Genomic DNA, 20,952 nt, shown 5'->3' with positions numbered 1-20,952 from the left:
ACGCGCCAGCGGCGGCCCCTCTCCTCGCCCGTCAGGCCCTGATCGCCCGATACCCCACATGCTCGAAGCGTGCCTCGTCTTCGTCGGCACCTTCGTCCGTCGCATTGTCTGCCCGATCATCGTCGGCAAGCGCCTCCAGACGGATCGCCGCGTGCACGAGCGCGATGTGCGAAAACGCCTGCGGGAAGTTGCCGACCTGACGCCCGTGATGCGTGTCGTACTCTTCGGCCAGCAGGCCAACGTCGTTGCGCAACGACAGCAATCGCTCGAACAACTTCCGGGCGTCGGCGTGACGGCCGATCATCACCAGACAATCGACCATCCAGAAGCTGCATGCGAGGAATGCGCCCTCGCCCGCCGGCAAGCCATCGGCGACGCGGTTCGTACGATAGCGCTGCACCAGTCCGTCATGCATGAGTTCGCGCTCGACCGCTTCGATCGTGCCGATGACGCGAGGGTCGTCCGCCGGCAGGAAACCCGACAGCGGAATCATCAGCGCGCTCGCATCCATCTCTGTCGAACCGTAGGCCTGCATGAACGCATTACGCACCTTGTCGAAGCCGTGCGCGCAGACGTCCGCATGAATCTCCCTGCACAGGTGCCGCCAGTGATCGACCGGCCCCGGCAATCCGAAGCGCTCGGCCGACTTGATCGCGCGATCGAACGCCACCCAGGCCATCACCTTCGAATACGTGAAGTGCTGACGTCCACCGCGCACCTCCCAGATGCCCTCGTCCGGCTTGCGCCAGACGGTCTCGAGATGGGCGACCAGCTTCGTCTGCACCTCCCACGTGGCATCGTCCGGCTCCAGGCCGCCCAGACGCGCCTGATGCAAGGCATCCATCACCTCGCCATAAACGTCGAGTTGCAATTGTCCGACCGCCCCATTGCCCACGCGCACGGGCTTCGCCCCTTCGTAGCCCGGCAGCCAGTCGATTTCCCATTCGGGAAGCCGTCGCTCGCCCGAAAGGCCATACATGATCTGCACCTGCGATGGCGCGCCTGCCACGGCGCGCACCAGCCAGTGACTCCAGTCGCTCGCCTCGGTGTAATAGCCACCGAGCATGAGCGCTTGCAGGGTGAGCGTAGCGTCTCGCAACCAGCAATAGCGATAGTCCCAGTTACGTTCGCCCCCGAGTTGCTCGGGAAGCGATGTGGTGGGCGCTGCGACCACGCCGCCCGTCGGTACGAACGTGAGGGCCTTGAGCACGATGAGCGACCGGCGAATCGCTTCGGTCCAGCGGCCGTCAAGCTGACAGCGGTTGGCCCACGTGCGCCAATAACGCTCGGTATCGGCCAGCGCCGCGAGCGGATCGATCTCGCGCGGGTCGGCATGATGCGACGGCACGCGGGAGAGCACGAACGGCACGGTGTCGCCCGCCTTCACGTCGAATCGCGCGCGCAGACTGCCCGGCACATCCTGAATCGCCACCGGCGTGCGCACGACCACCTTGTCGGGGCCCGCAATGAGCCGCATGCCCGGCCCGGTCGAATCGTCGGCATCGAGCGCTCGCGCCCACGGCACCGACGCACCATAGTCAAAACGCAGGATCAGTTCCATCGACATCGAAACGGTGCCGTGTATGCCCTTGACCAGCCGCACCAGATCGGCGGCGCCGTCGCGCAACGGCATGAAGTCGATCACGGCAACGCAACCTTCCACCGTCTCGAAACGGGTCTCGAGAATCAGCGTGTCGTCGTGATAGCGCCGTGTGCACGTGGCGTGGGGATCATCGGGAGCGAGCTTCCATCGGCCGTGCTCGGGGCCGCCCAGGAGCGCAGCGAAGCAGGCAGGGGAATCGAAATATGGCCAGCAAAGCCAGTCTATCGAGCCGTCGCGCGCAACCAGCGCGGCGCTGCGGCAGTCGCCAATCATTGCGTAATCTTCAATACGTGCCGGCATGCTCACCTCGCGAACAGGGGAGGAACGGTGCCCCCGGCTTGCGCCGGGGAACGCGAGCGCGTGAAGCCCTATGGTACGCGCCTCGTCGGCATGCGGCCACCGGGAGGGAAGTTCTACACAATTTGCGAAGACGCGGAGAATCCGCATCGCAAGCGCACCCCATACGTCATGCGCCCGCTCGTGCCACCTCCTCCAACGCGTGCACCGCCCCCTGTGTGATCAGGTCGTGAACCTGTTGCGCATCGAAACCGTACTCGCCCAACACCTCGCAAGTGTGTTCGCCAAGCCGGGGCGCGGGACCGCCCGTGCACTTGGGCGTTTCGGAAAAGCGAATCGGCAAACCGATACTGCGCGTCGGGCCGTCAAGCGGATGCACCGTCTCCACCACCATCTCACGCGCCAGAATCTGCGGGTGCGTCACCGCCTCGGAGATCGGCAGCACAGGCCCCACCGGCAAGCCGACCGCATCAAGACGCTCGACCCAGTGCTGCGTGGTGTCGCGCACAAGATAACCCGTGAGCCGCTCGACAAGTTCCGCGCGGTGGGCAGTGCGGCCTGCATTGGTGGCAAAGCGCGGGTCGCTAGCGATCTCGGGGGCGTCGAGCACCAGTAGGAGACGCTCGTAGTTCGCCTGATTGGCCGCACCGATGTTGATCCAGCCGTCTTGCGTACGAAAGGCCTGATAAGGCGTGCTCGTGGGATTCGCAGAACCGAGCTTCGGCGGATTCTCACCGCTCGCGAAAAAGTTGGCCGCAGCCCAGTACATTTGCTGAAAACCGGCCTCTAGCAACGACGTATCGACGATCTGCCCTTGCCCGGTGCGCAGTCGATGCGCGTAGGCTGCCGAGATGCCGAGCGCCGCCAGAATGCCCGCGTTGATGTCGGCAATCGGCGAGCCCGCCTTAATGGGCGCCTGCCCCGGTTCGCCTGTCACACTCATCAGGCCGGAGAGCCCCTGCGCAATCAGATCGAAGCCGCCCTTGTCCGCATACGGGCCAGTGCGGCCATAGCCGGAAATGGCGCAATAGATGAGGCCCGGGTTGGCCTCGCGCAGCGTCTCATAGCCAAGGCCGAGCTTTTCCATCGTCCCTTTACGGTAGTTTTCGGTGACGACATCGGCGCTGGCGAGCATCTTGCGCAGTACCGCCTTACCGCCCTCCGTCTTGAGATTGAGCGCAATGCCGCGCTTGTTGCGATTGAGCATCATGAACGAGGCCGACTCGCCGTGCGGCAAGATCGGTGCGAATCGACGCGCGTCGTCGCCTTCCATCTTCTCGACCTTGATGACGTCCGCGCCCATGTCCGCGAGCATCATGCCGCACACCGGGCCCGACATGATGTGCGACAGTTCAATGACCTTGACGCCCTGTAACGGCCCGCCGGCCCGCTGCTCGGAACAGGTCATCTCAGCGCCCCTCGAACACGGGGGCCGTCTTCGCGAGAAAAGCACGATAGCCCGTCTGGAAGTCGGCCGTGCCGAAGCACGCGAAACCCTCATCGATCTGCGCCGGCGTGAGCGGCTGACCGCTCGCCAGTTCACGCACGAAACGCTTGTGCCAGCGCGCGACCAGAGGCGCTCCGGCAGCGATGCGCTGCGCACTTGCTAGCGCTTCGCGTGTCACCTCGGCGTCCGCCGCCACACGGCTGACGAGACCGATACGCAACGCCTCTTGCGCATCGAAGATCCGGCCTTCGAGCAGGATCTCCAGCGCGCGTGCCGGGCCGAGCAGCCGCACCAACCCCGAGAGTTCCGCGTGCGCCATCACCAGCCCCAACTTATTGATCGGTGCGCCGAAACGGCTCGACTCCCCGCAAATACGCACATCGCAGGCAGCGGCAATTTCCATACCGCCGCCAACGCAAATGCCATGAATCATCGCGACAAGCGGCACCGGGCAATTGACCAGCGCGTCGAGCGTGCGATGCATGAGCGCGCCATACGCGCGCGCCTGCTCGACGTTGGCCCGATCCGTTTCGAACTCCGCAATGTCGTTTCCCGGCGCAAACGATTTCTCCCCCGCGCCGCGCAGCACGATGCAGCGCACGCCGGGTGTCTCGGACAAGGTCAGAATCGTATCGCCCAATGCCTGCCACATCGGCTTGGTCAACGCATTGAGCTTCTCTGGACGATTGAGCGTGACCCGCGCAACTGCGCCGTGTCGCTCGGTCAGAACGGTCGATGTCACATTGCCTCCTTCACATACCGGCACGTACCCAATGTCGGCCGGCTTCGATTTTTGGTATACCAATTTTCGGTAAACGATAGATTCCTCGTCGGATAGTTGGCAAGCGGAAAAGCAAATAATCAGGGTTAACATGCAAAAAATGGAGATTTCCGATTGACGATCTAGCACATCCTCATCAGAATTGGCATTCCAATTTATGGCCCATAACGCATGAGCACGTCCGCCTCGCTGAACGCCACCGCATACGAAGCCCTCAAGGCACGCATCGTGCGCGGTGACTTGCGCCCCGGCGCGCCGCTCTCGGAACGCGCCCTCTGCGAAGCACTGGCCGTCTCTCGCACACCGTTGCGCGAAGCGCTCAAGCGGCTGGCGAACGAAGGGCTGGTGGAGATTTCGGACACACGCCGGGCGCGCGTGGCACGCGTGAGCGTCGATGAAGTGGTGAATCTGCTCGCCGTGATGGCGGTGCTCGAAGGACTCTCGGGAGAGCAGGCGTGCGAGAAAGCGTCGGACGCCGATCTCGACGCATTGGCGCGGCTACAGAATGAGATGGAATCGGCATACGCGCGTGCCGATCACGCGGCCTACTTTGCGCTGAACCAGCAGATCCACCTGAGCATTCTTCGCATGGCGGACAACGGCCCGCTGGCCGAGTACTTCCACAATCTCAATGCCCGTCTGCGGTATGTACGCGAACGGCTCACGCCCACCCCCGAGCGCTGGCGTCAGGCGGTCGACGAACACGCGGAAATGCTTGCGCTACTGCGTCGACGCGATGGCAAGCGATTGCGCTCGCTGATGGAGGCGCACCTGCGCAGCAAGACCGACGCCTACGTGGCGGCGATGCTCAACGAAGGGCTGGTGAGTATGAGCCGCGCGGCCTGAACGGGTGGCGTGCAACGTGCAACGTCCGCGCGCGCGTATCGGGGGCGCACTTGTACCGCTTGTGCCGCTTGTGGGTTACGCGGCGGCTCGCATGCTGGCGAGTACCGTCGCGCACTTGACCATCAGGTGAGCGCGCAGCAGTCGTCCCAATGCGGCACCGTCGCGCCGATGCAAAGCGCGCAGCATCGCCACATGCTCGTCGACGGCCTGCTCCCATTTGCCCGCGTGCAGATTCGATCGGAATCGCAGAGCTTGCAGGCGCTGATTGACCGATTGGTACATGTGTGTGAGCGCGGGGTTGCGGGCGGCCGCATTGATATGGTCGTGAATTCGCTGATTGCAGTCGAAATAGCCGGACAGATCGCCGTTCGCGTGACACGCGTCCATCGCGCAATGCAACGCCTGAATCTCGTCGATTTCGGCTTGGGTGATACGCTCGCAGGCCAATTCGCCCGCCAGCGCTTCGAGACCGCTGAGCAATTCGAACGCGTCGGCGATATCGCTGACCGACAGCGTCACAACGCGCGCGCCGCGATTCGGCAACAATTCGATCAGCCGTTCGACGGCGAGCATCTTGAGCGCCTCGCGCAGCGGCGTACGCGATACACCGAGCTGCTCGCACAAAGCGCGCTCGTTCAGATGAGCCCCCGGCAACAACGCTCCTTCGGTAATCATCTTGCGCAAACGATCCATCACGGCATGATGCAGCGCCTGACGGCTGATCGGCTGCGCCGCGCTGCTGTCCGGCGGATGGATAAGGGTATCGCGCACGGCATTCAGGGTCACGGAGTGCATAGGTTCGGGTCGTTCACTTTGAGAAGAAGGTCATCGACTGCACGCACTGCACTTTCGTGGGCGACGGCGTTCACCACCGCTGCCAGGCCGCACGAAATATTACGAATTATTTCGAAGTCCGATTCTCGCAGATCAACGCGACTTTGACTACGTTAGGTGGTGTTTTCACTAAGTAGCCGTCACGTTCGCTGCACTGCGCAATGGCGCATGAATTTTGTATACGATGTGGGGCTATGTGCTGCCGGCAAATGCCTGGCGCATCGCCCTTCCCTCAGGAGACCTGCAACATGTTCGAGAATCAAGCCGCTGTCGAATCGCTGGCCCAACTGCTGGCCGATACCCGTCGCGGCGACACGCCGATCGACGCGCCCGCGCCGGCGCTGCTCCCGGCCGACGCTGGCGCTGCCTATGCCGTGCAGTTGCGCACGCTCGACCTGCTCGGCGAGACGATTGCTGCGTGGAAAGTGGGTGCCAAAAAGCCGTCGGACCTTCCGAATTGCGCGCCGATTCCGGCATCCGTCGTGAGCGATGCAGGCGGTACGCTGGCCCTCGACGACTTCTTCCGCCCGGGACTGGAACTGGAAATCGCGTTCCGTCTGGCACGCGACATCAAGCCGGGCAACTACGACGAGCGAGCGGCCATGATGTTTGTCGGCGAAACGCTGGCCACGATTGAAATCACTGACAGTCGCTTCGCATCGAAAGGACTTGACAGCCGATTCACGCTCGCCGATTTGCAGAACAACGGTGCGCTGGTGATCGGCAGCGGCCGTGACTACGATGCATCGCTCAACTACCTGACGCCGAAACTCAGGTTCTCGCTCGACGGCACCGACCTCACCCCGGCGCACACCGGCAACACCGGTGGCGACCCGCGCGCCCTGCTCACGTGGCTAGTCAATCACAACGGCAAGCGCGGCATCACCATGCGCGCAGGCGCCATCATCACCTGCGGCTCGTACGTCGGCATGATCCCCGCGAGTAGCAAAGGCAAGCTGAGCGGCACGATCGACGGCATCGGCGAAGTGTCCGTCACACTGAAGTAAATGGGTTCGGCGCGCACGCGGCGTTTCAGTGCTGCGCTGCGCGCCCGTCCGCCCCTGCCAGCATTTTCGGCGCGAGCAAGGCGATCGGTACGATGCACAGCAGCCCCGCGCCCAGCGCCACCGGCAAGCTGATACCGTGAGCAATCGCCCCGATCAGCACCGGTCCGGCAAGCAGTCCCAGATAGGCAAGCCGCGCCATGACCGCAATGGCTTCGGCGCTTGCCATGCCAGCACCGCGCGCCACCTCGCCCGACGCGGCGAACATGACCGGCATTACATTGGACAATCCGAGGCCCGCGAGTGCGAAGCCCGCGACAGCCGCCGCAGGCGCCCGCCAGAACAGCGCCAGCAACACGCCGGCGACACATAGCAGGCTGCTCATCCTCAACAGTCGCGCGCCGCCCATACGGGCGCGCACCGGGTCGCCACCAAAGCGCCCGCCCGCCATGCCGAGCGAGAATGCGGCATACCCAGCCCCCACCCACGCCCCTTGCGCGGCGACCACTTCCCGCATGTACACCGCCGTCCAGTCGTACATCGCGCCTTCGACCACCAGCCCCAGAAACGCAAGAACACCGAAGCCCGTGAGCTTGCGATGCAGCCGGCGACGCTCGGCATCGTTCAGCGCAGGCAGTGGATGCACCGGGACGGCGGCCTTGTCGGCGCCTTGGCTCGCGACCGGCGCTTCACCGGGCCTCACGTCGGGCTGCATGAAGCGCGCGCCGGCGACGATCACCACGGCGCATACCAACGCGGCGAGACCGATGTGCCATTGCGGCGAGCCGTGATGCGCCAGCCACGCACCACCAACGAGTGCCCCCGCCATGCCGCCCAGACTGAAGCAACCATGCAGCGACGCCATAATCGGTTGGCGATAGCGGGCTTCGAGCGTGGCGGCCTGCGCGTTGACGGCAACGTCGTAAGTCGCGTTGGCCGCGCCGTAAAGGGCGAGCCAGCCCACGAGGCCCCAGTAGCTCGGCATCGAGAGAATGAAGGCGCTTGTTAGCGCCAATGCCATGCCCGACTGGAGGCTGGCGCGCTGACTGCCCGCGCGGCCGACCCAGCGCGCCGTGCGCGACATCGTGACAATGGCCCCCCCCGCCACGGCGAACATGGCGACAGAGAGGCTGGCGTCGTTCAGGTCGAACATCGCCTTGACGGTGGGCACGTGAACACCCCACGTCGCATACAGGAAGCCGCTGCAAAACAGCAATGCCATGGTCGCCGCGCGTGCCGGCCAAAAGCCCGTGCGCGGCGTCGTCGTTTCGGAAGTCATGGGAATCGCAAGAGACGCGGGAGTGACGCGACAGAGAAAACTGCGTTGTCGTTTGAAGAAAAGACCGGCGAAGCCCCGGCGCGATGCGGAGCCGTTCAGGTCAGGAATTCTAACGCACCCCGTGTGGCAGTGCTGTGCATCCGCGCGCCGGGGCATCTTGGCAATCCGACACGAACCTGTCGGAAGTCGACGTCACCCCGCACGCGATGAGGCGCGAGTTATCCACCGTTTTTGTTCACAAGGCTGTGGACAACGAGCGCGGAAAAATCGCCAAGCGATTGATCGGTATGGCGTTTTCGGCAGAAGCGATCAGACGGCCGCCCCCGCAGGCAAACGGCCCGCAAGCGCTGCCGATTTATCCACAGATTTTGTGTTCAAGTCTGTGGAAAAGTCCTTGATGACAGGACGCAAGTCATTGATTCGAATCGGAGATTCAATTCCCCGAAGGGGCCGCAGCAGCAACGTGACGCTCTGCCCCTATCGCGAACCCCTTGTTGCGTTCCCGAACAACGCAGTGAATCAGCTCCCACACCGTGTGCGCCACCGGCGAGAGCGAGCGGTTCTTGCGGCGCACGAGCACGATATTGCGCTCGAAGGCAGGCAACAGCGGGCGCACGGCCAGTGTCGAATTCTCCGGCAGCGGCAACGCCAGCGGCGGCAGCACGCTTATCCCCAGTCCTTCCTGCACCATGCGGAAGATGGTGCTCACATGGCCCAGTTCCTGCGTGATCGTGCCCTGCACCTTCTGGGTCGTCAGCGCGCGGTCGATCAACGGACGGCTGCCCGAACTCTGATTGAGCAGCACCAGATTTTCGCCCGAGAGTTCGGACCAGTGCACAGCCGCCTGTGAGGCGAGCGGATGATCGTTGCGGCACACCAGACAGAACGGCTCGCTCATCAGATGCTCGGTCGTGAGATCGTCCGCGCCTTGCGGGGCGACCACGATGCCGAAGTCCACGTCGCCGGCACGCACGCTATCGAGCACTGCCCGTTGCATCTGATCGACGAGCGCGAGTGCGATATCCGGGTACGTCGCCTGCGATGCCAGCAGCACGCGCGGCAGCAGCGTCGCGGAGATCGTCGGTGCGGCGCCGATGCGTACGCGACCGGTCGTGCGTGCTTCGGCACCGTGCGTCTGCAACAGCGCGATCTCGAGTTCGTCGAGCACACGGTCGAGACTGCCGGCGAGCGTGATCCCCGCATCGGTCAGCGCGACCTCGCGCGTGGTGCGGTCGACAAGGCGCAGGCCAAGTTGCCCTTCCAGTTCGTTGATGCAGCGGCTGATGGCCGGCTGTGTCAGGCCGATCTCGGCGCCCGCGCGGCTGAAGTTCTTGCTGCGCGCCACGACCATGAAGACCTTGAGTTGTCTCAGCGATACGTTCATGTGCTTGTGCCCTGCCAGAAAGTGAGCAAACGAGTCATTGAAATGACGCTGGCGCGCCGCGTCCGGCGGCGCGCCCCGGTGATACCCCGATCAAGCCGATCGATCGGGTCAAGCCGCCGCTTTGACCATCTCCTCCACCACCTTCTTCGCATCGCCGAAGACCATCATGGTCTTGTCGAGATAGAACAGTTCGTTATCGAGACCGGCGTAACCCGCCGCCATCGAACGCTTGTTGACGATGATCGTCTTGGCCTTGTACGCCTCGAGAATCGGCATCCCGGCAATCGGCGATTGCGGATCGTTCTTTGCCGCCGGGTTCACCACGTCGTTCGCGCCGAGCACCAGCACCACGTCCGTCTGGCCGAATTCGCCGTTGATCTCATCCATTTCCAGCACTTGATCGTATGGCACTTCGGCTTCGGCGAGCAGCACGTTCATGTGGCCCGGCATACGGCCCGCCACCGGGTGGATCGCATAACGCACGCTCACGCCCTTCTCGATCAGCTTGTCGGTCAGTTCCTTGAGCGCGTGCTGTGCGCGGGCCACGGCCAGACCGTAACCCGGCACAATCACCAGCGATTCGGCGTTGCTCATGAGGAACGCGGCGTCATCCGGCGAGCCCGATTTCACCGGGCGTTGCTGTTGCTCGCCGCCCGCTGCGCTTGCGCCGGGCGTTGCCCCGAAGCCGCCGAGAATCACGTTGAAGAACGAGCGATTCATGGCGCGGCACATGATGTACGAGAGAATCGCGCCTGACGAGCCAACCAGCGAACCCGCGATGATGAGCATCGGGTTGTTCAGCGAGAAGCCGATGCCTGCGGCGGCCCAGCCGGAGTACGAGTTCAGCATCGACACCACGACCGGCATGTCGGCCCCGCCAATCGGGATGATGATGAGCACACCCAGCACGAAAGCAATGGCCGTCATGATGACGAACGGCGTCCAGCTCTGCGAGACGAAGAACGCGCCGCCGAAGCCGAGCATCGCAATCGCGAGCGCCAGATTCACCATATGCTGGCCTTTGAAGACCACCGGTGCGCCCTGGAACAGGCGGAACTTGTACTTGCCCGAGAGTTTGCCGAAGGCAATGACCGAGCCCGAGAACGTGATCGCGCCGACGAACGTACCGATGAACAGCTCGATGCGGTTGCCCGGCGGCAGCGGTTGACCCGCCGCAACGATGCCGAACGCAGCCGGTTCGGCGACGGCGGCCACCGCGATACACACGGCCGCCAGACCGATCAGCGAGTGCATGGCCGCGACCAGCTCCGGCATCTTGGTCATCTCGACCTTGCGCGCGACATACGCGCCAATACCGCCGCCAACGACGAGGCCCGCGAGAATCAGCCCGAGGCCTGAAAAATTGCCGTTCGAGAGCTTGCGCAGTTCGAAGATCAGCGCGAGGGTCGTGAGCGCGGCAATCGTCATGCCGATCATGCCGAACGCGTTGCCGCGACGCGCCATTTTCGGATTCGACAAGCCCTTGAGCGCCTGAATGAAACAGATCGACGCGACCAGATACAACAGCGTCACAAGATTCATGCTCATGTCAGTGCGCTCCCTTTGCTGCTTCGTCATTAGCCGCAGCCTTTGCCGGCTTGTCTTTCTTCTTGAACATCTCGAGCATGCGCTGCGTGACGAGGAAGCCCCCGAACACGTTCACCGCAGCAAGTGCCACCGCAACCACGCCCATCGTCTTGCCGAGACTGCCTTCCGTGAGACCCGCCGCGAGCATCGCCCCCACGATCACGATGGCCGAGATCGCGTTCGTCACCGCCATGAGCGGCGTGTGCAGCGCAGGCGTGACGTTCCACACCACGTGATAGCCGACGTACACCGCCAGCACGAAGATGATCAGATTGATCACCGTGTGATTGATCATTTCCATGGTTGTGACTCCCCCCTTAAGCTGCACGCAGCACTTCACCGTCGCGGCACATCAGGCACGCGGCAACGATGTCGTCGTTGGTATCGATGACGAGCTTGCCTTCCTTGTCGACGATGAGCTTCAGGAAGTCGAGCACGTTGCGTGCATACAGCGCCGAGGCGTCTGCCGCGACCATGCCAGCGAGGTTGGTGTACCCGGCAATCGTCACGCCGTGGACTTTGACGACCTCGTCGGCGACCGACAGCGGGCAGTTGCCGCCCCCGTTCGCGCCGCGTCCGGCCGCCAGATCGATGATGACCGAGCCCGGCTTCATGGCCTTGACGGTGTCTTCACTGATGAGCGTTGGCGCGGCGCGTCCCGGAATCAGCGCGGTGGAGATCACGATGTCGGCCTGCGTGAGACGGGTGTGCACCAGTTGCGCCTGACGCGCGAGCCACGCGGCGGGCATCGGGCGGGCATAGCCGCCCACGCCCTTGGCGATCTCGCGTTCTTCGTCGGTTTCAAAGGGGACGTCGATGAACTTGGCGCCGAGCGATTCGATCTGCTCGCGCACGGCGGGACGCACGTCCGACGCTTCGATCACCGCACCCAGACGCTTGGCCGTGGCAATGGCCTGCAAGCCCGCAACGCCCGCGCCCAGCACGACCAGCCGTGCGGCTTTGACTGTGCCGGCCGCCGTCATGAGCATGGGCATGAAGCGTTGATAGAGATTGGCGGCGAGCATCACGGCTTTGTAGCCGGCGATGTTGGCCTGTGAGGACAGCACGTCCATGCTTTGCGCACGCGTGGTCCGCGGCGCGGCTTCCAAAGCGAAGCCGACGATGCCGGCCGCCGCCATGCGAGCGTTGTTCTCGGCATCGAACGGATTGAGCATGCCGACGACCACGCTGCCGCGCGGGATCTGGGCAACTTCCGCAACCGACGGCGCGCGGACCTTGAGCACCAGTTCGGCGCCAAGCGTCTCGGCCGCGCTGCCGCTCGACGCGCCCGCGGCGACATACGCCGCATCGGGCACGCTCGCGGCATCGCCGGCGCCACGCTCCACGGTGACGCGATGCCCTGCGCTCACCAGCTTCTTCACCGTTTCCGGTGTGGCCGCGACGCGGGATTCGCCGCCGGCCGTCTCCTTTGGAATGCCAATATGCATAGTTATTGTCTCGGGGTCTGAGCCCCTGTCGTGTTGTGAAACTCAGGCCACTGCGGCTCGCGCGGGCTGCATCGAACGCCCGTCATTGGCCGCTTCGAAGCAACGCACCTTCGTGCAATGAATCAGGTCGCACAGGAACTCCGGCTCGTAGGCGCGCAGCAGATGCGGCTGGTGTCCGTCGAGATAGGCCCCGATCAGCACCAGTTCAGCCATGCGCAACGCCTGCGCCGAAGCGCCTTCAAGGTACGCCAGCGGCAAATCTTGATTCCCGGTCGTATGCAACAAACGGGTGTACGTGTGGTGATCCCAATACCAGTCCAGCCCCAACTCGACGAATGCGTTGTTGAACGCATGCAGATGGGCGTTGGCAACCGGCGCCAGGGCGGCGGGTTTGATATGCGTTTCGATGACAGACATGATGGCGCTCTCCCAAAACAGTGATCGTCTCCAGAACACGCGAACCCGCTCTCGCCTGACGCGACATGTCACCGGCGCTTTGCTGTCACATCACTTTCATGCGGGCCTGCCATTGCAGATTACGCAGCCCAACCCATAAAAGACAGTTAAAGTTAATTATGCAAACCATCAACGATTACTTATACTTCCTCAATCTCACTTCGCGAGCGGAAACCGTTCCGCCGCACGCCTCGAACTCCGAAAGCCCGCCGCATGAAACACGCCACGCTCCGTCAGTTGAAGGTCTTCGAAGCCGTCGCGCGCCATCTGAGCTTTTCGCGCGCCGCCGAAGAATTGCACCTCACACAACCGGCCGTCTCGACACAGGTCAAGCAACTTGAGACACACGCCGGACTCCCGCTCTTCGAGCAACTAGGCAAGAAAATCTTCCTGACCCCGGCGGGCAGCGAAATGCTTCACTACAGCCGCGCGATCATTGCGCTCTTTCGCGAAACCGAAGAGGCAATGGATCACCTCAAGGGCATTACGGGCGGCAAACTCAACGTGGCCGTCATCAGCGCGGGCGACTATTTCTTCCCCCGGCTGCTCGCCGCGTTTACCGTGCGATATCCCGGCGTGACGTTGGGTCTTACGGTGCACAACCGCGAGGAACTGTTGCACCAGCTCAGCGAAAACCTCACGGATCTGGCCGTGATGGTGCGTCCGCCCCACGAGATCGACACGATCAACGAAGCCTTCGCGCCCCACCCCTATGTCATCGTGGCGCCGCCCGATCATCCGCTCGCCGGTGAACGCCAGATTCCGTTTTCGCGACTCGCGCAAGAACCGTTCATCAGCCGCGAGCGCGGATCCGACACCTGGAATTCCCTGCAAGACGCGTTCGGTCATCGCACCCAGCAACTGAAGATCACGATGGAAATCGCCAGCACGGAAACCATCAAGCAAGCGGTCGTGGCAGGTATGGGCATCAGCTTCCTGTCGGCGCATACCGTCGGCATGGAACTGCAGACCGGCCAGTTGACGGTGCTCGACGTGCAGGGCTTTCCCGCGTGGCAAAGCTGGTACGTCGTGCATCGCCGCAGCAAGCGGCTGCCACCGGTTGCGCAGGCCTTCCGGGAATTCCTGCTGGCCGAAGGCGCCGAACGCATCGACGGCATGATGGCGTACAAGAGCCCCGTGCCGCCGCCCGAAGGCAGGGGGAAAAGCCACGCTGCCTCCGGTGCCGATCGGGCCGCCCCGCGCCGGGCAGATCCGGGGCGTGCCGAATCTGCCGAATGAAAAAGGGCGATCGACTCAGGCCATTGCCACCCCGGCCGACCACCGTGAAATCGGTTGCTTCGTCAGCCGCCCATACGATTGGCCAACGTCCCCAGTCCGTCGATGCTCACTTCCACCAGCGCGCCCTCTTTCATCGAGCCGACGCCGAGCGATGTGCCCACCGCGATCACGTCGCCCGGCAGCAGCGTCATGTCCTGTGAGAGACGCGCGACGAGTTGCCACGGGTTGAAGATCATGTCGGCGAGCGCGTAGCGCTGACGCTCCGTGCCGTCGAGGCGCGTGACCAGTTCCGCCTCGCGCCAGTCGAAATCCTGCGCAATGACCGGGCCGATACAGCCGAACGTGTCGAAGCCCTTGGCCCGCGTCCACTGTGCGAAGTTGCCGTCTTGCTCGATGATTTCAGCGGCGGTGACGTCGTTGACCAACGTGTAGCCGAGGATGCAATCGCGGGCGGCTTCCTCGCTCACGTTGCTCGCACGCTTGCCGATCACCACGCCAAGCTCGCCCTCGAAAACGATCTTGCCGGCATACGACGCCGGACGACGAATCACGGCGTCGGGTCCGGAGAGCGACGTCGCAGGTTTGATGAGGAAGAGCGGATGCGACGGCGCGGCCTTGCCGAGCTTCGCGCCGAGCGCGTGAAAGTTGTTCCACAGCGCCACGATTTTCGAGGGCTCGCAGGGGCACAGCAGATCGACGGCATCGCGGGCAATCGTCGCGCCCGTGGCAATCGGCTGATCGAAAAGACTGCCGCGATGTTCGAGAATGTGATCGCCCTGCAGCAGGCCGAAGCCGATGCGGCCATGTGCGGTCTTGAAACGGGTCCAGAGCTTCATGCGTTTGCCATTCCTGTAACGGCCCGGCAGCACGGCAGGATTCGCCGCGCGCGCGCCGGGCTCGATGTCTTGAGTCGTTCACATCTGCCTCGTGCAGACACTTGCGCCCGTCCGGCGCCGCTTACACTGCGCCGACTTCGCGCAAGGCGGCGATCTGTTGCGCGCTGAAGCCGAATTCGGAGAGCACGTCGTCCGTGTGCTCGCCGAGCAACGGCGAACGCTCCACGTGCGTGGGACTGTCCGAGAGCTTGATCGGGTTGCCGACGGTGAGGTACTTGCCGCGCTTCGGGTGATCGACTTCGACAATGGTCCCGGTCTCGCGCAGCGACATGTCTTCCGCGATTTCCTTCATCGAGAGAATCGGGCCACACGGAATGTCGTACTCGTTGAGAATGGCCATGACTTCGAACTTCGTCTTCGTCATGGTCCACTGCTCGATCGTGTCGAAGATTTCGCGCAGACGCGGCAGACGCGCACGAGGTGTGGCGTACTCCGGATGCTCGACCCATTCGGGCTTGCCGATCACCTTGCAGATCGAACCCCACACGGGCGCCTGCGTGATGAAGTAGATGTACGCGTTCGGGTCCGTCTCCCAGCCCTGGCACTTGAGAATCCAACCCGGCTGACCACCGCCCGACGCGTTGCCGGCGCGCGGCACCGCATCGCCGAACTGACCGTTCGGGAACTGCGGATACTCTTCCATCACTCGCGCACGCTCCAAACGCTGTTGATCGCGCAGCTTCACACGACACAGATTCAGCACGCCGTCCTGCATCGCGGTCAGCACGCGCTGCCCCTGCCCCGTCATCGTGCGCTGATACAGCGCCGTGACGATACCCAGCGCCAGGTGCAAGCCCGTGCCGGAGTCGCCGATCTGCGCTCCCGTCACCATGGGCGGGCCATCGTCGAAGCCGGTCGTCGATGCCGCACCGCCCACGCACTGCGCCACGTTTTCGTAGACCTTGCAGTCCTGATACGGACCGGGGCCGAAGCCCTTGACCGACGCCACGATCATGCGCGGGTTCAGCGCGTGGATGTGCTCCCACGTGAAGCCCATGCGATCGAGCGCACCGGGTGCGAAGTTCTCCACGAGCACGTCGCAGTCGCGAATCATGCGCTCGAGCACCGCCTTGCCTTCGGGGTGCTTGGTATCGAGCGTGATCGAACGCTTGTTGCTGTTGAGCATCGTGAAGTAGAGGCTGTCCGCGTCGGGAATGTCACGCAGTTGATCGCGCGTGACGTCGCCATGTCCGGCGCGTTCGATCTTGATCACGTCGGCGCCGAACCAAGCCAGCAACTGCGTGCAGGTCGGACCGGACTGCACGTGCGTGAAGTCGAGAATGCGCACACCTTCGAGTGCCTTGCCCATGGTCGTCTCCGTTCAGCAGGCAGCCTGGGCACTTGCGCCCGGGACGTACACCGAAAATTGGCTCGCGGCACACACCGGTGTCTGCTGTGCGTGTGCGCCACACGTGGGGCTGGCTTCGCGCCGGAAGCTGGCGACGGTGAACATGGTTTGTCTCCTCCTGATGCGACGGCGTTTATGTAATTGGTATGCGAAACGAATCGGTACGCGGGCCTCGCGGGATCTCACGAAGGCCGTCGCCGCTTCGGGCGCTCCACCTATCGCTGATCCATTGTTGTGATATACGGTATTTCATACACTATATTTTATCAACGGCTTTTTGTTGCCTATGCCATTGACCGTTTCGCGATGTCGAGGCGCCGGAAATGGTCAAGACCCGCATGAATAAAGGGAAAATGCGGTGCAACACCGCATGCGTGAAGCACCCCGCCTACGGGTTTACAGGCATGCGCCGCGGCCCCCAGATTCAACCGCCGGCGGGAAGTATTCACTAAAGCGACTTTGAATATATTGAATACAAAATACTCAAAGAGTCCTGACCAGCGCACTGTCATCGCCCGAGAAACAAAAAAGCACCGATTCGCTCGCCTCTCCATGGAGGGTCGCAAATCAGTGCTTCATTGACTTCCGGGTGACGCTCGGTCGCTGCCGGGTGCGTCCGGGCGATCAGCCTGCCGTTGCCGCCAACTTCGCCTCCAGTTCCGCCACGCGCTTGCGCAATTGCCGGTCCTCCTGGAAGCGCGCCGTCTCGTCGCGAATCACAGCGACGATGCCGGTCACTTCGCCGCCGGCGCCATGCAGCAGCGCCACCGTGAACGCAATCGACATGGCACGGCCGTCCTTATGCGCAGCGGGCACTTTCAACAGGTCGCTGCCGTACTTGGTCTGGCCCGTGTCCATCGTCTTGGCATAGCCTTCGTTGTGACGTGCGCGCAGCCGCTCGGGAATGATGATGTCCAGCGGCTGCCCTACCGCCTCGGCCGCCGAGAAGCCGAACATCTTCTGTGCACCGGAATTCCAGAGCGTGATGATGTTCTGCGGGTCGGCCACGACGATGGCGTCGCCTACCACCTGTACCAACTGACTGACGTCGACGGATGCACTCATGATGTCTCCAATGCTCTTGTGGGGAATGCGCCTGACATGGCTGCCAAACATGCCAATAAATTACATCAATTAGAGGGCAGCACCGTCCCGAAAATAAAAATGGGTGCCTGCTCCGAGCAGAGCCGCACCCATGAACCCTTTCGCGTGCGCGCAGGCACCGCCACCGCCCGAGGGCGGCTTTGGCGCATGCGACGCACCGTCTGCGAGCGGAATTTACACCGAACGCGACGTATGCAGGTTCGCGATCTGATCCTTGCTGTAACCCAGCTCGGACAGGATCTCGTCGGTGTGTTCACCCAGCAGCGGCGAGCCCGTGATTTCCGGCTTCAGGCCCGAGAACTTGATCGGGCTGCCAACGGTCAGGTACGTACCACGTTCCTTGTGCGGCACTTCCACGATCGTGCCCGAGGCACGCAGCGACGGGTCGTTCGCGATTTCCTTCATCGACAGCACCGGAGCGCAAGGAATGTCGAACTTGCGCAGGATGTCCACGGCTTCGTACTTCGTCTTGTCGGCCAGCCAGGCTTCGATGGTCGCGAAGATGTCGAAGATGTGCGGCTGACGCGCCTGCGCCGTGGCGTAGTTCGGATCGCTGATCCATTCCGGTTTGCCCAGCGCGCGGCAGATCGGCTCCCAGGCGTGACCCTGAATCGTGAAGTAGATGTACGCGTTCGGGTCCGTCTCCCAGCCCTTGCACTTGAGCACCCAGCCCGGCTGACCGCCACCGCCCGCGTTACCGCCGCGCGGCACCACATCGCTGAATTCGCCATGCGGGTACTGCGGATACTCTTCGAGGTAACCGACACGGTCCAGACGCTGTTGGTCGCGCAGCTTCACGCGGCACAGGTTGATAACCGAATCCTGCATCGAGACGGCCACCTTCTGACCGCGGCCCGTCTGGCCACGGCCGATGAGTGCCGTCAGAATACCGATGGCCAGGTGCATACCGGTGTTGCTGTCGCCGAGTGCGGCAGCCGACACCGTCGGGGGACCGTCCCAGAAACCGGTCGTCGAGGCGGCGCCGCCGGCGCACTGCGCCACGTTCTCGTAGACCTTCAGGTCGTCGTAGTGGTGGCCGTCCGAGAAGCCCTTGACCGATGCGACGATCAGCTTCGGGTTCAGTTCGTTCAGACGCTCCCACGTGAAGCCCATGCGATCGAGGGCGCCCGGTGCGAAGTTCTCGACGAGCACGTCCGATTCCTTCACCAGCTTCTCGAGCACTTCCTTGCCTTCCGGCGTCTTCGTATCCAGCGTCAACGAGCGCTTGTTGCTGTTGAGCATCGTGAAGTACAAGGCATCGGCGTCGGGGATGTCGCGCAGTTGGCTACGCGTGACGTCGCCCGATCCGGGGCGCTCCACCTTGATGACGTCCGCACCGAACCAGGCCAGCAACTGCGTGCAGGCGGGGCCGGCTTGCACGTGCGTGAAGTCGATGATCTTGATACCTTCGAGGGGTTTGCTCATGTCATGTCTCCTTGATTGACTCGGATTACTTTTTCATCGCCGCGCTTTGCGGATTCAGGTTCGTCAGACGACCGCTTTCGGTGCCCGCGGCTTCGTCGATGACGGCATTGATGAGGGCCGGCTTGCCTGCCGCGATGGCTTCCTTCAGCGCCTTCGTCAGTTCTTCCGGCGTGGTGACGTTGTAGCCAACGCCACCGAAGGCTTCGATCATCTTGTCGTAGCGCGCACCCTTCACGAACACGGTCGGCGCCACGTCCTTGCCGCCCGTCGGATTGACGTCGGTGCCGCGATACACGCCGTTGTTGTTGAAGATGATGGTGGTCACCGGCAGCTCGTAACGGCAGATGGTTTCGAGTTCCATGCCGCTGAAGCCGAACGCGCTGTCACCTTCGATGGCGACGACCGGCTGGCTGCTCGTCACAGCAGCGCCGATGGCGAAGCCCATGCCGATGCCCATCACGCCCCAGGTACCCGAGTCGAAGCGCTTGCGCGGCTGGTACTGGTCGATGATGGCCCGCGCGTAGTCGAGCGTGTTCGCGCCTTCGTTGACGAGGTTGATGTCCGGATGCTGCTTGAGCACGTCGCGAATCGCGCCAAGTGCACTGTGGAAGTTCATCGGCGACGGGTTCTGGGCAAGCGTTGCCGCCATCTTGGCCAGGTTCTTGCTCTTGCGCTCTGCAATGGCGCCCGTCCACTCGGCGGACGGCTTGCCGAACTTGCTGTCAACGCCCGCGAGCAATGCCGACACGCACGAACCGATGTCGCCGATGACCGGCGCGGCAATCGCGACGTTGCTGTCGATTTCCGTCGGCGAGATATCGATCTGCACGAACTTCTTCGGTGCCGAGCCCCACGTCTTGCCCTTGCCGTGGGCGAGCAGCCAGTTCAGGCGCGCACCGATCAGCACGACGACATCGGCCTCTTGCAACACGAACGAGCGCGCGGCCGATGCCGATTGCTCATGCGTGTCGGGCAGCAGCCCCTTGGCCATCGACATCGGCAGATATGGAATGCCGGTCTTCTCGATGAGGGCACGAATGTCGGCGTCGGCCTGCGCGTAGGCCGCGCCCTTGCCCAGCAGAATCAGCGGACGCTTGGCGCCCTTGATGACGTCAAGCGCGCGCTGGACGGCATCCGGCGCGGGGATCTGACGCGGTGCGGCGTCGATCACGCGAATCAGCGAGTCCTTCGCCTTTTGAGCGTCGATGGTCTGCGCGAGCAGCTTGGCCGGCAGATCCAGATAGACGCCGCCCGGACGGCCCGACACGGCCGCGCGGATCGCGCGAGCCAGGCCAACACCGATATCTTCGGCGTGCAGCACGCGGTATGCGGCCTTGCAATACGGCTTGGCCGCATTGAGTTGGTCCATTTCTTCGTAGTCGCCCTGCTGCAGATCGACGATCTCACGTTCGCTCGAACCGCTGATCAGGATCATCGGGAAGCAATTGGTGGTCGCGTTGGCGAGTGCCGTCAGGCCATTCAGGAAGCCAGGGGCGGAGACGGTCAGGCAGATGCCGGGCTTTTGCGTCATGAAGCCGGCGATAGCGGCCGCGTGGCCGGCATGCTGTTCGTGGCGGAAGCCGATGAAACGCATGCCTTCGGCTTGCGCGAGGCGAGCCAGATCGGTGATGGGAATCCCCACCAGACCGAAGATGGTATCGATGTCGTTCGCTTTCAGGGCATCGATGACCAGATGAAAACCATCCGTCGTTTCTGCCTCGGACACGATGTTCGCGTGTCGGCTGGTGTCTTTGAGCGTGTCGCCCGCGGTGTCGTTTTCCGCCTTGCCGACTGGCACGGTCATCGCAATGGACATAATTCTCTCCTCCAAATTTTCCGGTTTCAGTGTTGCGTCGTCTTGTCTGACGATTAGTGGGTATTCCTGTACTGCTTCTCTACTTGCTCATCCGGTCGTGCAACCGGGCCCGCGAGGGCACGGATTGCACGCCGGTCAAACATTTCGCTAATCAAGCC

General features: G+C 63.1%; 19 protein-coding genes. 3 read left to right on the top strand and 16 right to left on the bottom strand.

The annotated features are described in order from the left end of the window. Positions 1-31 precede the first annotated feature (31 nt). The 3 genes from PCO31110_RS11115 to PCO31110_RS11105 form a co-directional block, all read right to left on the bottom strand. The gene (locus tag PCO31110_RS11115; protein WP_150690455.1) at positions 32-1,903 is read right to left on the bottom strand and encodes a glycoside hydrolase family 15 protein; all 1,872 of its coding nucleotides are present in this window, start codon (positions 1,901-1,903) and stop codon (positions 32-34) included. 166 nt (positions 1,904-2,069) lie between these two features. After that, the gene (locus PCO31110_RS11110) at positions 2,070-3,308 is read right to left on the bottom strand and encodes a CaiB/BaiF CoA transferase family protein (protein WP_010806403.1); all 1,239 of its coding nucleotides are present in this window, start codon (positions 3,306-3,308) and stop codon (positions 2,070-2,072) included. A 1-nt stretch (position 3,309) separates the two neighbouring features. Next, a complete protein-coding gene (locus PCO31110_RS11105) occupies positions 3,310-4,089 on the bottom strand; it encodes an enoyl-CoA hydratase/isomerase family protein (protein ID WP_036662718.1) in 780 nt (259 codons plus the stop codon). A gap of 210 nt (positions 4,090-4,299) precedes the next feature. Between PCO31110_RS11105 and PCO31110_RS11100 the strand changes: the two genes are divergently transcribed. Then, positions 4,300-4,974 (top strand): GntR family transcriptional regulator, encoded by a 675-nt coding sequence (locus PCO31110_RS11100; RefSeq protein WP_010806401.1) that lies wholly within the window; start codon positions 4,300-4,302, stop codon positions 4,972-4,974. Positions 4,975-5,049: 75 nt separating this feature from the next. Here the strand turns inward: PCO31110_RS11100 and PCO31110_RS11095 are convergent, their stop codons facing one another. Further along, positions 5,050-5,769 (bottom strand): GntR family transcriptional regulator, encoded by a 720-nt coding sequence (locus tag PCO31110_RS11095; protein WP_010806400.1) that lies wholly within the window; start codon positions 5,767-5,769, stop codon positions 5,050-5,052. 287 nt (positions 5,770-6,056) lie between these two features. Between PCO31110_RS11095 and PCO31110_RS11090 the strand changes: the two genes are divergently transcribed. After that, a complete protein-coding gene (locus PCO31110_RS11090) occupies positions 6,057-6,815 on the top strand; it encodes a 2-keto-4-pentenoate hydratase (protein WP_150690453.1) in 759 nt (252 codons plus the stop codon). A 25-nt stretch (positions 6,816-6,840) separates the two neighbouring features. Here the strand turns inward: PCO31110_RS11090 and PCO31110_RS11085 are convergent, their stop codons facing one another. The 6 genes from PCO31110_RS11085 to PCO31110_RS11060 all read right to left on the bottom strand — a co-directional run bounded on the left by PCO31110_RS11085 (position 6,841) and on the right by PCO31110_RS11060 (position 12,927). Further along, positions 6,841-8,091: an MFS transporter gene (locus PCO31110_RS11085; RefSeq protein ID WP_174979517.1), complete on the bottom strand. Its 1,251-nt coding sequence runs from the start codon at positions 8,089-8,091 to the stop codon at positions 6,841-6,843. A 433-nt stretch (positions 8,092-8,524) separates the two neighbouring features. After that, entirely contained in the window at positions 8,525-9,475 is a 951-nt protein-coding gene (locus PCO31110_RS11080) for a LysR family transcriptional regulator (protein ID WP_150690451.1), read from the bottom strand. Between the two features lie 108 nt (positions 9,476-9,583). Further along, entirely contained in the window at positions 9,584-11,023 is a 1,440-nt protein-coding gene (locus PCO31110_RS11075; protein ID WP_150690450.1) for an NAD(P)(+) transhydrogenase (Re/Si-specific) subunit beta, read from the bottom strand. Between the two features lies 1 nt (position 11,024). Continuing rightward, the gene (locus PCO31110_RS11070; protein ID WP_010806395.1) at positions 11,025-11,363 is read right to left on the bottom strand and encodes an NAD(P) transhydrogenase subunit alpha part 2; all 339 of its coding nucleotides are present in this window, start codon (positions 11,361-11,363) and stop codon (positions 11,025-11,027) included. A gap of 16 nt (positions 11,364-11,379) precedes the next feature. Continuing rightward, a complete protein-coding gene (locus PCO31110_RS11065; protein ID WP_150690449.1) occupies positions 11,380-12,510 on the bottom strand; it encodes a Re/Si-specific NAD(P)(+) transhydrogenase subunit alpha in 1,131 nt (376 codons plus the stop codon). Between the two features lie 42 nt (positions 12,511-12,552). Beyond that, positions 12,553-12,927, bottom strand: a complete 375-nt coding sequence (locus PCO31110_RS11060) for an HAD family hydrolase (protein ID WP_010806393.1) — start codon at positions 12,925-12,927, stop codon at positions 12,553-12,555. 252 nt (positions 12,928-13,179) lie between these two features. Here PCO31110_RS11060 and PCO31110_RS11055 point away from each other — a divergent pair, with 252 nt between their 5' ends. Beyond that, complete coding sequence (locus PCO31110_RS11055) at positions 13,180-14,205, top strand: LysR family transcriptional regulator (RefSeq protein ID WP_010806392.1); 1,026 nt, start codon at positions 13,180-13,182, stop codon at positions 14,203-14,205. A 62-nt stretch (positions 14,206-14,267) separates the two neighbouring features. On the opposite strand, the gene PCO31110_RS11050 is transcribed toward PCO31110_RS11055, so the two are convergent. The 6 genes from PCO31110_RS11050 to oxc form a co-directional block, all read right to left on the bottom strand. Continuing rightward, positions 14,268-15,041 (bottom strand): fumarylacetoacetate hydrolase family protein, encoded by a 774-nt coding sequence (locus PCO31110_RS11050; RefSeq protein WP_150586974.1) that lies wholly within the window; start codon positions 15,039-15,041, stop codon positions 14,268-14,270. 121 nt (positions 15,042-15,162) lie between these two features. Continuing rightward, a complete protein-coding gene (gene frc, locus PCO31110_RS11045; RefSeq protein ID WP_010806390.1) occupies positions 15,163-16,410 on the bottom strand; it encodes a formyl-CoA transferase in 1,248 nt (415 codons plus the stop codon). A 12-nt stretch (positions 16,411-16,422) separates the two neighbouring features. Continuing rightward, positions 16,423-16,554, bottom strand: a complete 132-nt coding sequence (locus PCO31110_RS26155; RefSeq protein ID WP_281350620.1) for a hypothetical protein — start codon at positions 16,552-16,554, stop codon at positions 16,423-16,425. 519 nt (positions 16,555-17,073) lie between these two features. Beyond that, on the bottom strand, positions 17,074-17,514 hold the full coding sequence (locus tag PCO31110_RS11040) for a PAS domain-containing protein (RefSeq protein WP_010806389.1): 441 nt from the start codon (positions 17,512-17,514) through the stop codon (positions 17,074-17,076). 213 nt (positions 17,515-17,727) lie between these two features. Next, on the bottom strand, positions 17,728-18,978 hold the full coding sequence (frc, locus tag PCO31110_RS11035) for a formyl-CoA transferase (protein ID WP_010806388.1): 1,251 nt from the start codon (positions 18,976-18,978) through the stop codon (positions 17,728-17,730). A 25-nt stretch (positions 18,979-19,003) separates the two neighbouring features. Continuing rightward, positions 19,004-20,794: an oxalyl-CoA decarboxylase gene (oxc, locus tag PCO31110_RS11030; RefSeq protein WP_174979515.1), complete on the bottom strand. Its 1,791-nt coding sequence runs from the start codon at positions 20,792-20,794 to the stop codon at positions 19,004-19,006. Positions 20,795-20,952: the final 158 nt, after the last annotated feature.

The sequence above is a fragment of the Pandoraea communis genome (assembly GCF_902459745.1).
GTDB lineage: Bacteria > Pseudomonadota > Gammaproteobacteria > Burkholderiales > Burkholderiaceae > Pandoraea > Pandoraea communis.
This window is presented reverse-complemented; position numbering and strand designations above follow the sequence as displayed.

Coding starts and splice junctions, on each gene's coding strand:
- PCO31110_RS11115 (WP_150690455.1), bottom strand. CDS start 1,903: ATGCCGGCACGTATTGAAGATTACGCAATGATTGGCGACTGCCGCAGC.
- PCO31110_RS11110 (WP_010806403.1), bottom strand. CDS start 3,308: ATGACCTGTTCCGAGCAGCGGGCCGGCGGGCCGTTACAGGGCGTCAAG.
- PCO31110_RS11100 (WP_010806401.1), top strand. CDS start 4,300: ATGAGCACGTCCGCCTCGCTGAACGCCACCGCATACGAAGCCCTCAAG.
- PCO31110_RS11095 (WP_010806400.1), bottom strand. CDS start 5,769: ATGCACTCCGTGACCCTGAATGCCGTGCGCGATACCCTTATCCATCCG.
- PCO31110_RS11090 (WP_150690453.1), top strand. CDS start 6,057: ATGTTCGAGAATCAAGCCGCTGTCGAATCGCTGGCCCAACTGCTGGCC.
- PCO31110_RS11085 (WP_174979517.1), bottom strand. CDS start 8,091: ATGACTTCCGAAACGACGACGCCGCGCACGGGCTTTTGGCCGGCACGC.
- PCO31110_RS11080 (WP_150690451.1), bottom strand. CDS start 9,475: ATGAACGTATCGCTGAGACAACTCAAGGTCTTCATGGTCGTGGCGCGC.
- PCO31110_RS11075 (WP_150690450.1), bottom strand. CDS start 11,023: ATGAGCATGAATCTTGTGACGCTGTTGTATCTGGTCGCGTCGATCTGT.
- PCO31110_RS11070 (WP_010806395.1), bottom strand. CDS start 11,363: ATGGAAATGATCAATCACACGGTGATCAATCTGATCATCTTCGTGCTG.
- PCO31110_RS11065 (WP_150690449.1), bottom strand. CDS start 12,510: ATGCATATTGGCATTCCAAAGGAGACGGCCGGCGGCGAATCCCGCGTC.
- PCO31110_RS11060 (WP_010806393.1), bottom strand. CDS start 12,927: ATGTCTGTCATCGAAACGCATATCAAACCCGCCGCCCTGGCGCCGGTT.
- PCO31110_RS11055 (WP_010806392.1), top strand. CDS start 13,180: ATGAAACACGCCACGCTCCGTCAGTTGAAGGTCTTCGAAGCCGTCGCG.
- PCO31110_RS11050 (WP_150586974.1), bottom strand. CDS start 15,041: ATGAAGCTCTGGACCCGTTTCAAGACCGCACATGGCCGCATCGGCTTC.
- frc (WP_010806390.1), bottom strand. CDS start 16,410: ATGGGCAAGGCACTCGAAGGTGTGCGCATTCTCGACTTCACGCACGTG.
- PCO31110_RS26155 (WP_281350620.1), bottom strand. CDS start 16,554: ATGTTCACCGTCGCCAGCTTCCGGCGCGAAGCCAGCCCCACGTGTGGC.
- PCO31110_RS11040 (WP_010806389.1), bottom strand. CDS start 17,514: ATGAGTGCATCCGTCGACGTCAGTCAGTTGGTACAGGTGGTAGGCGAC.
- frc (WP_010806388.1), bottom strand. CDS start 18,978: ATGAGCAAACCCCTCGAAGGTATCAAGATCATCGACTTCACGCACGTG.
- oxc (WP_174979515.1), bottom strand. CDS start 20,794: ATGTCCATTGCGATGACCGTGCCAGTCGGCAAGGCGGAAAACGACACC.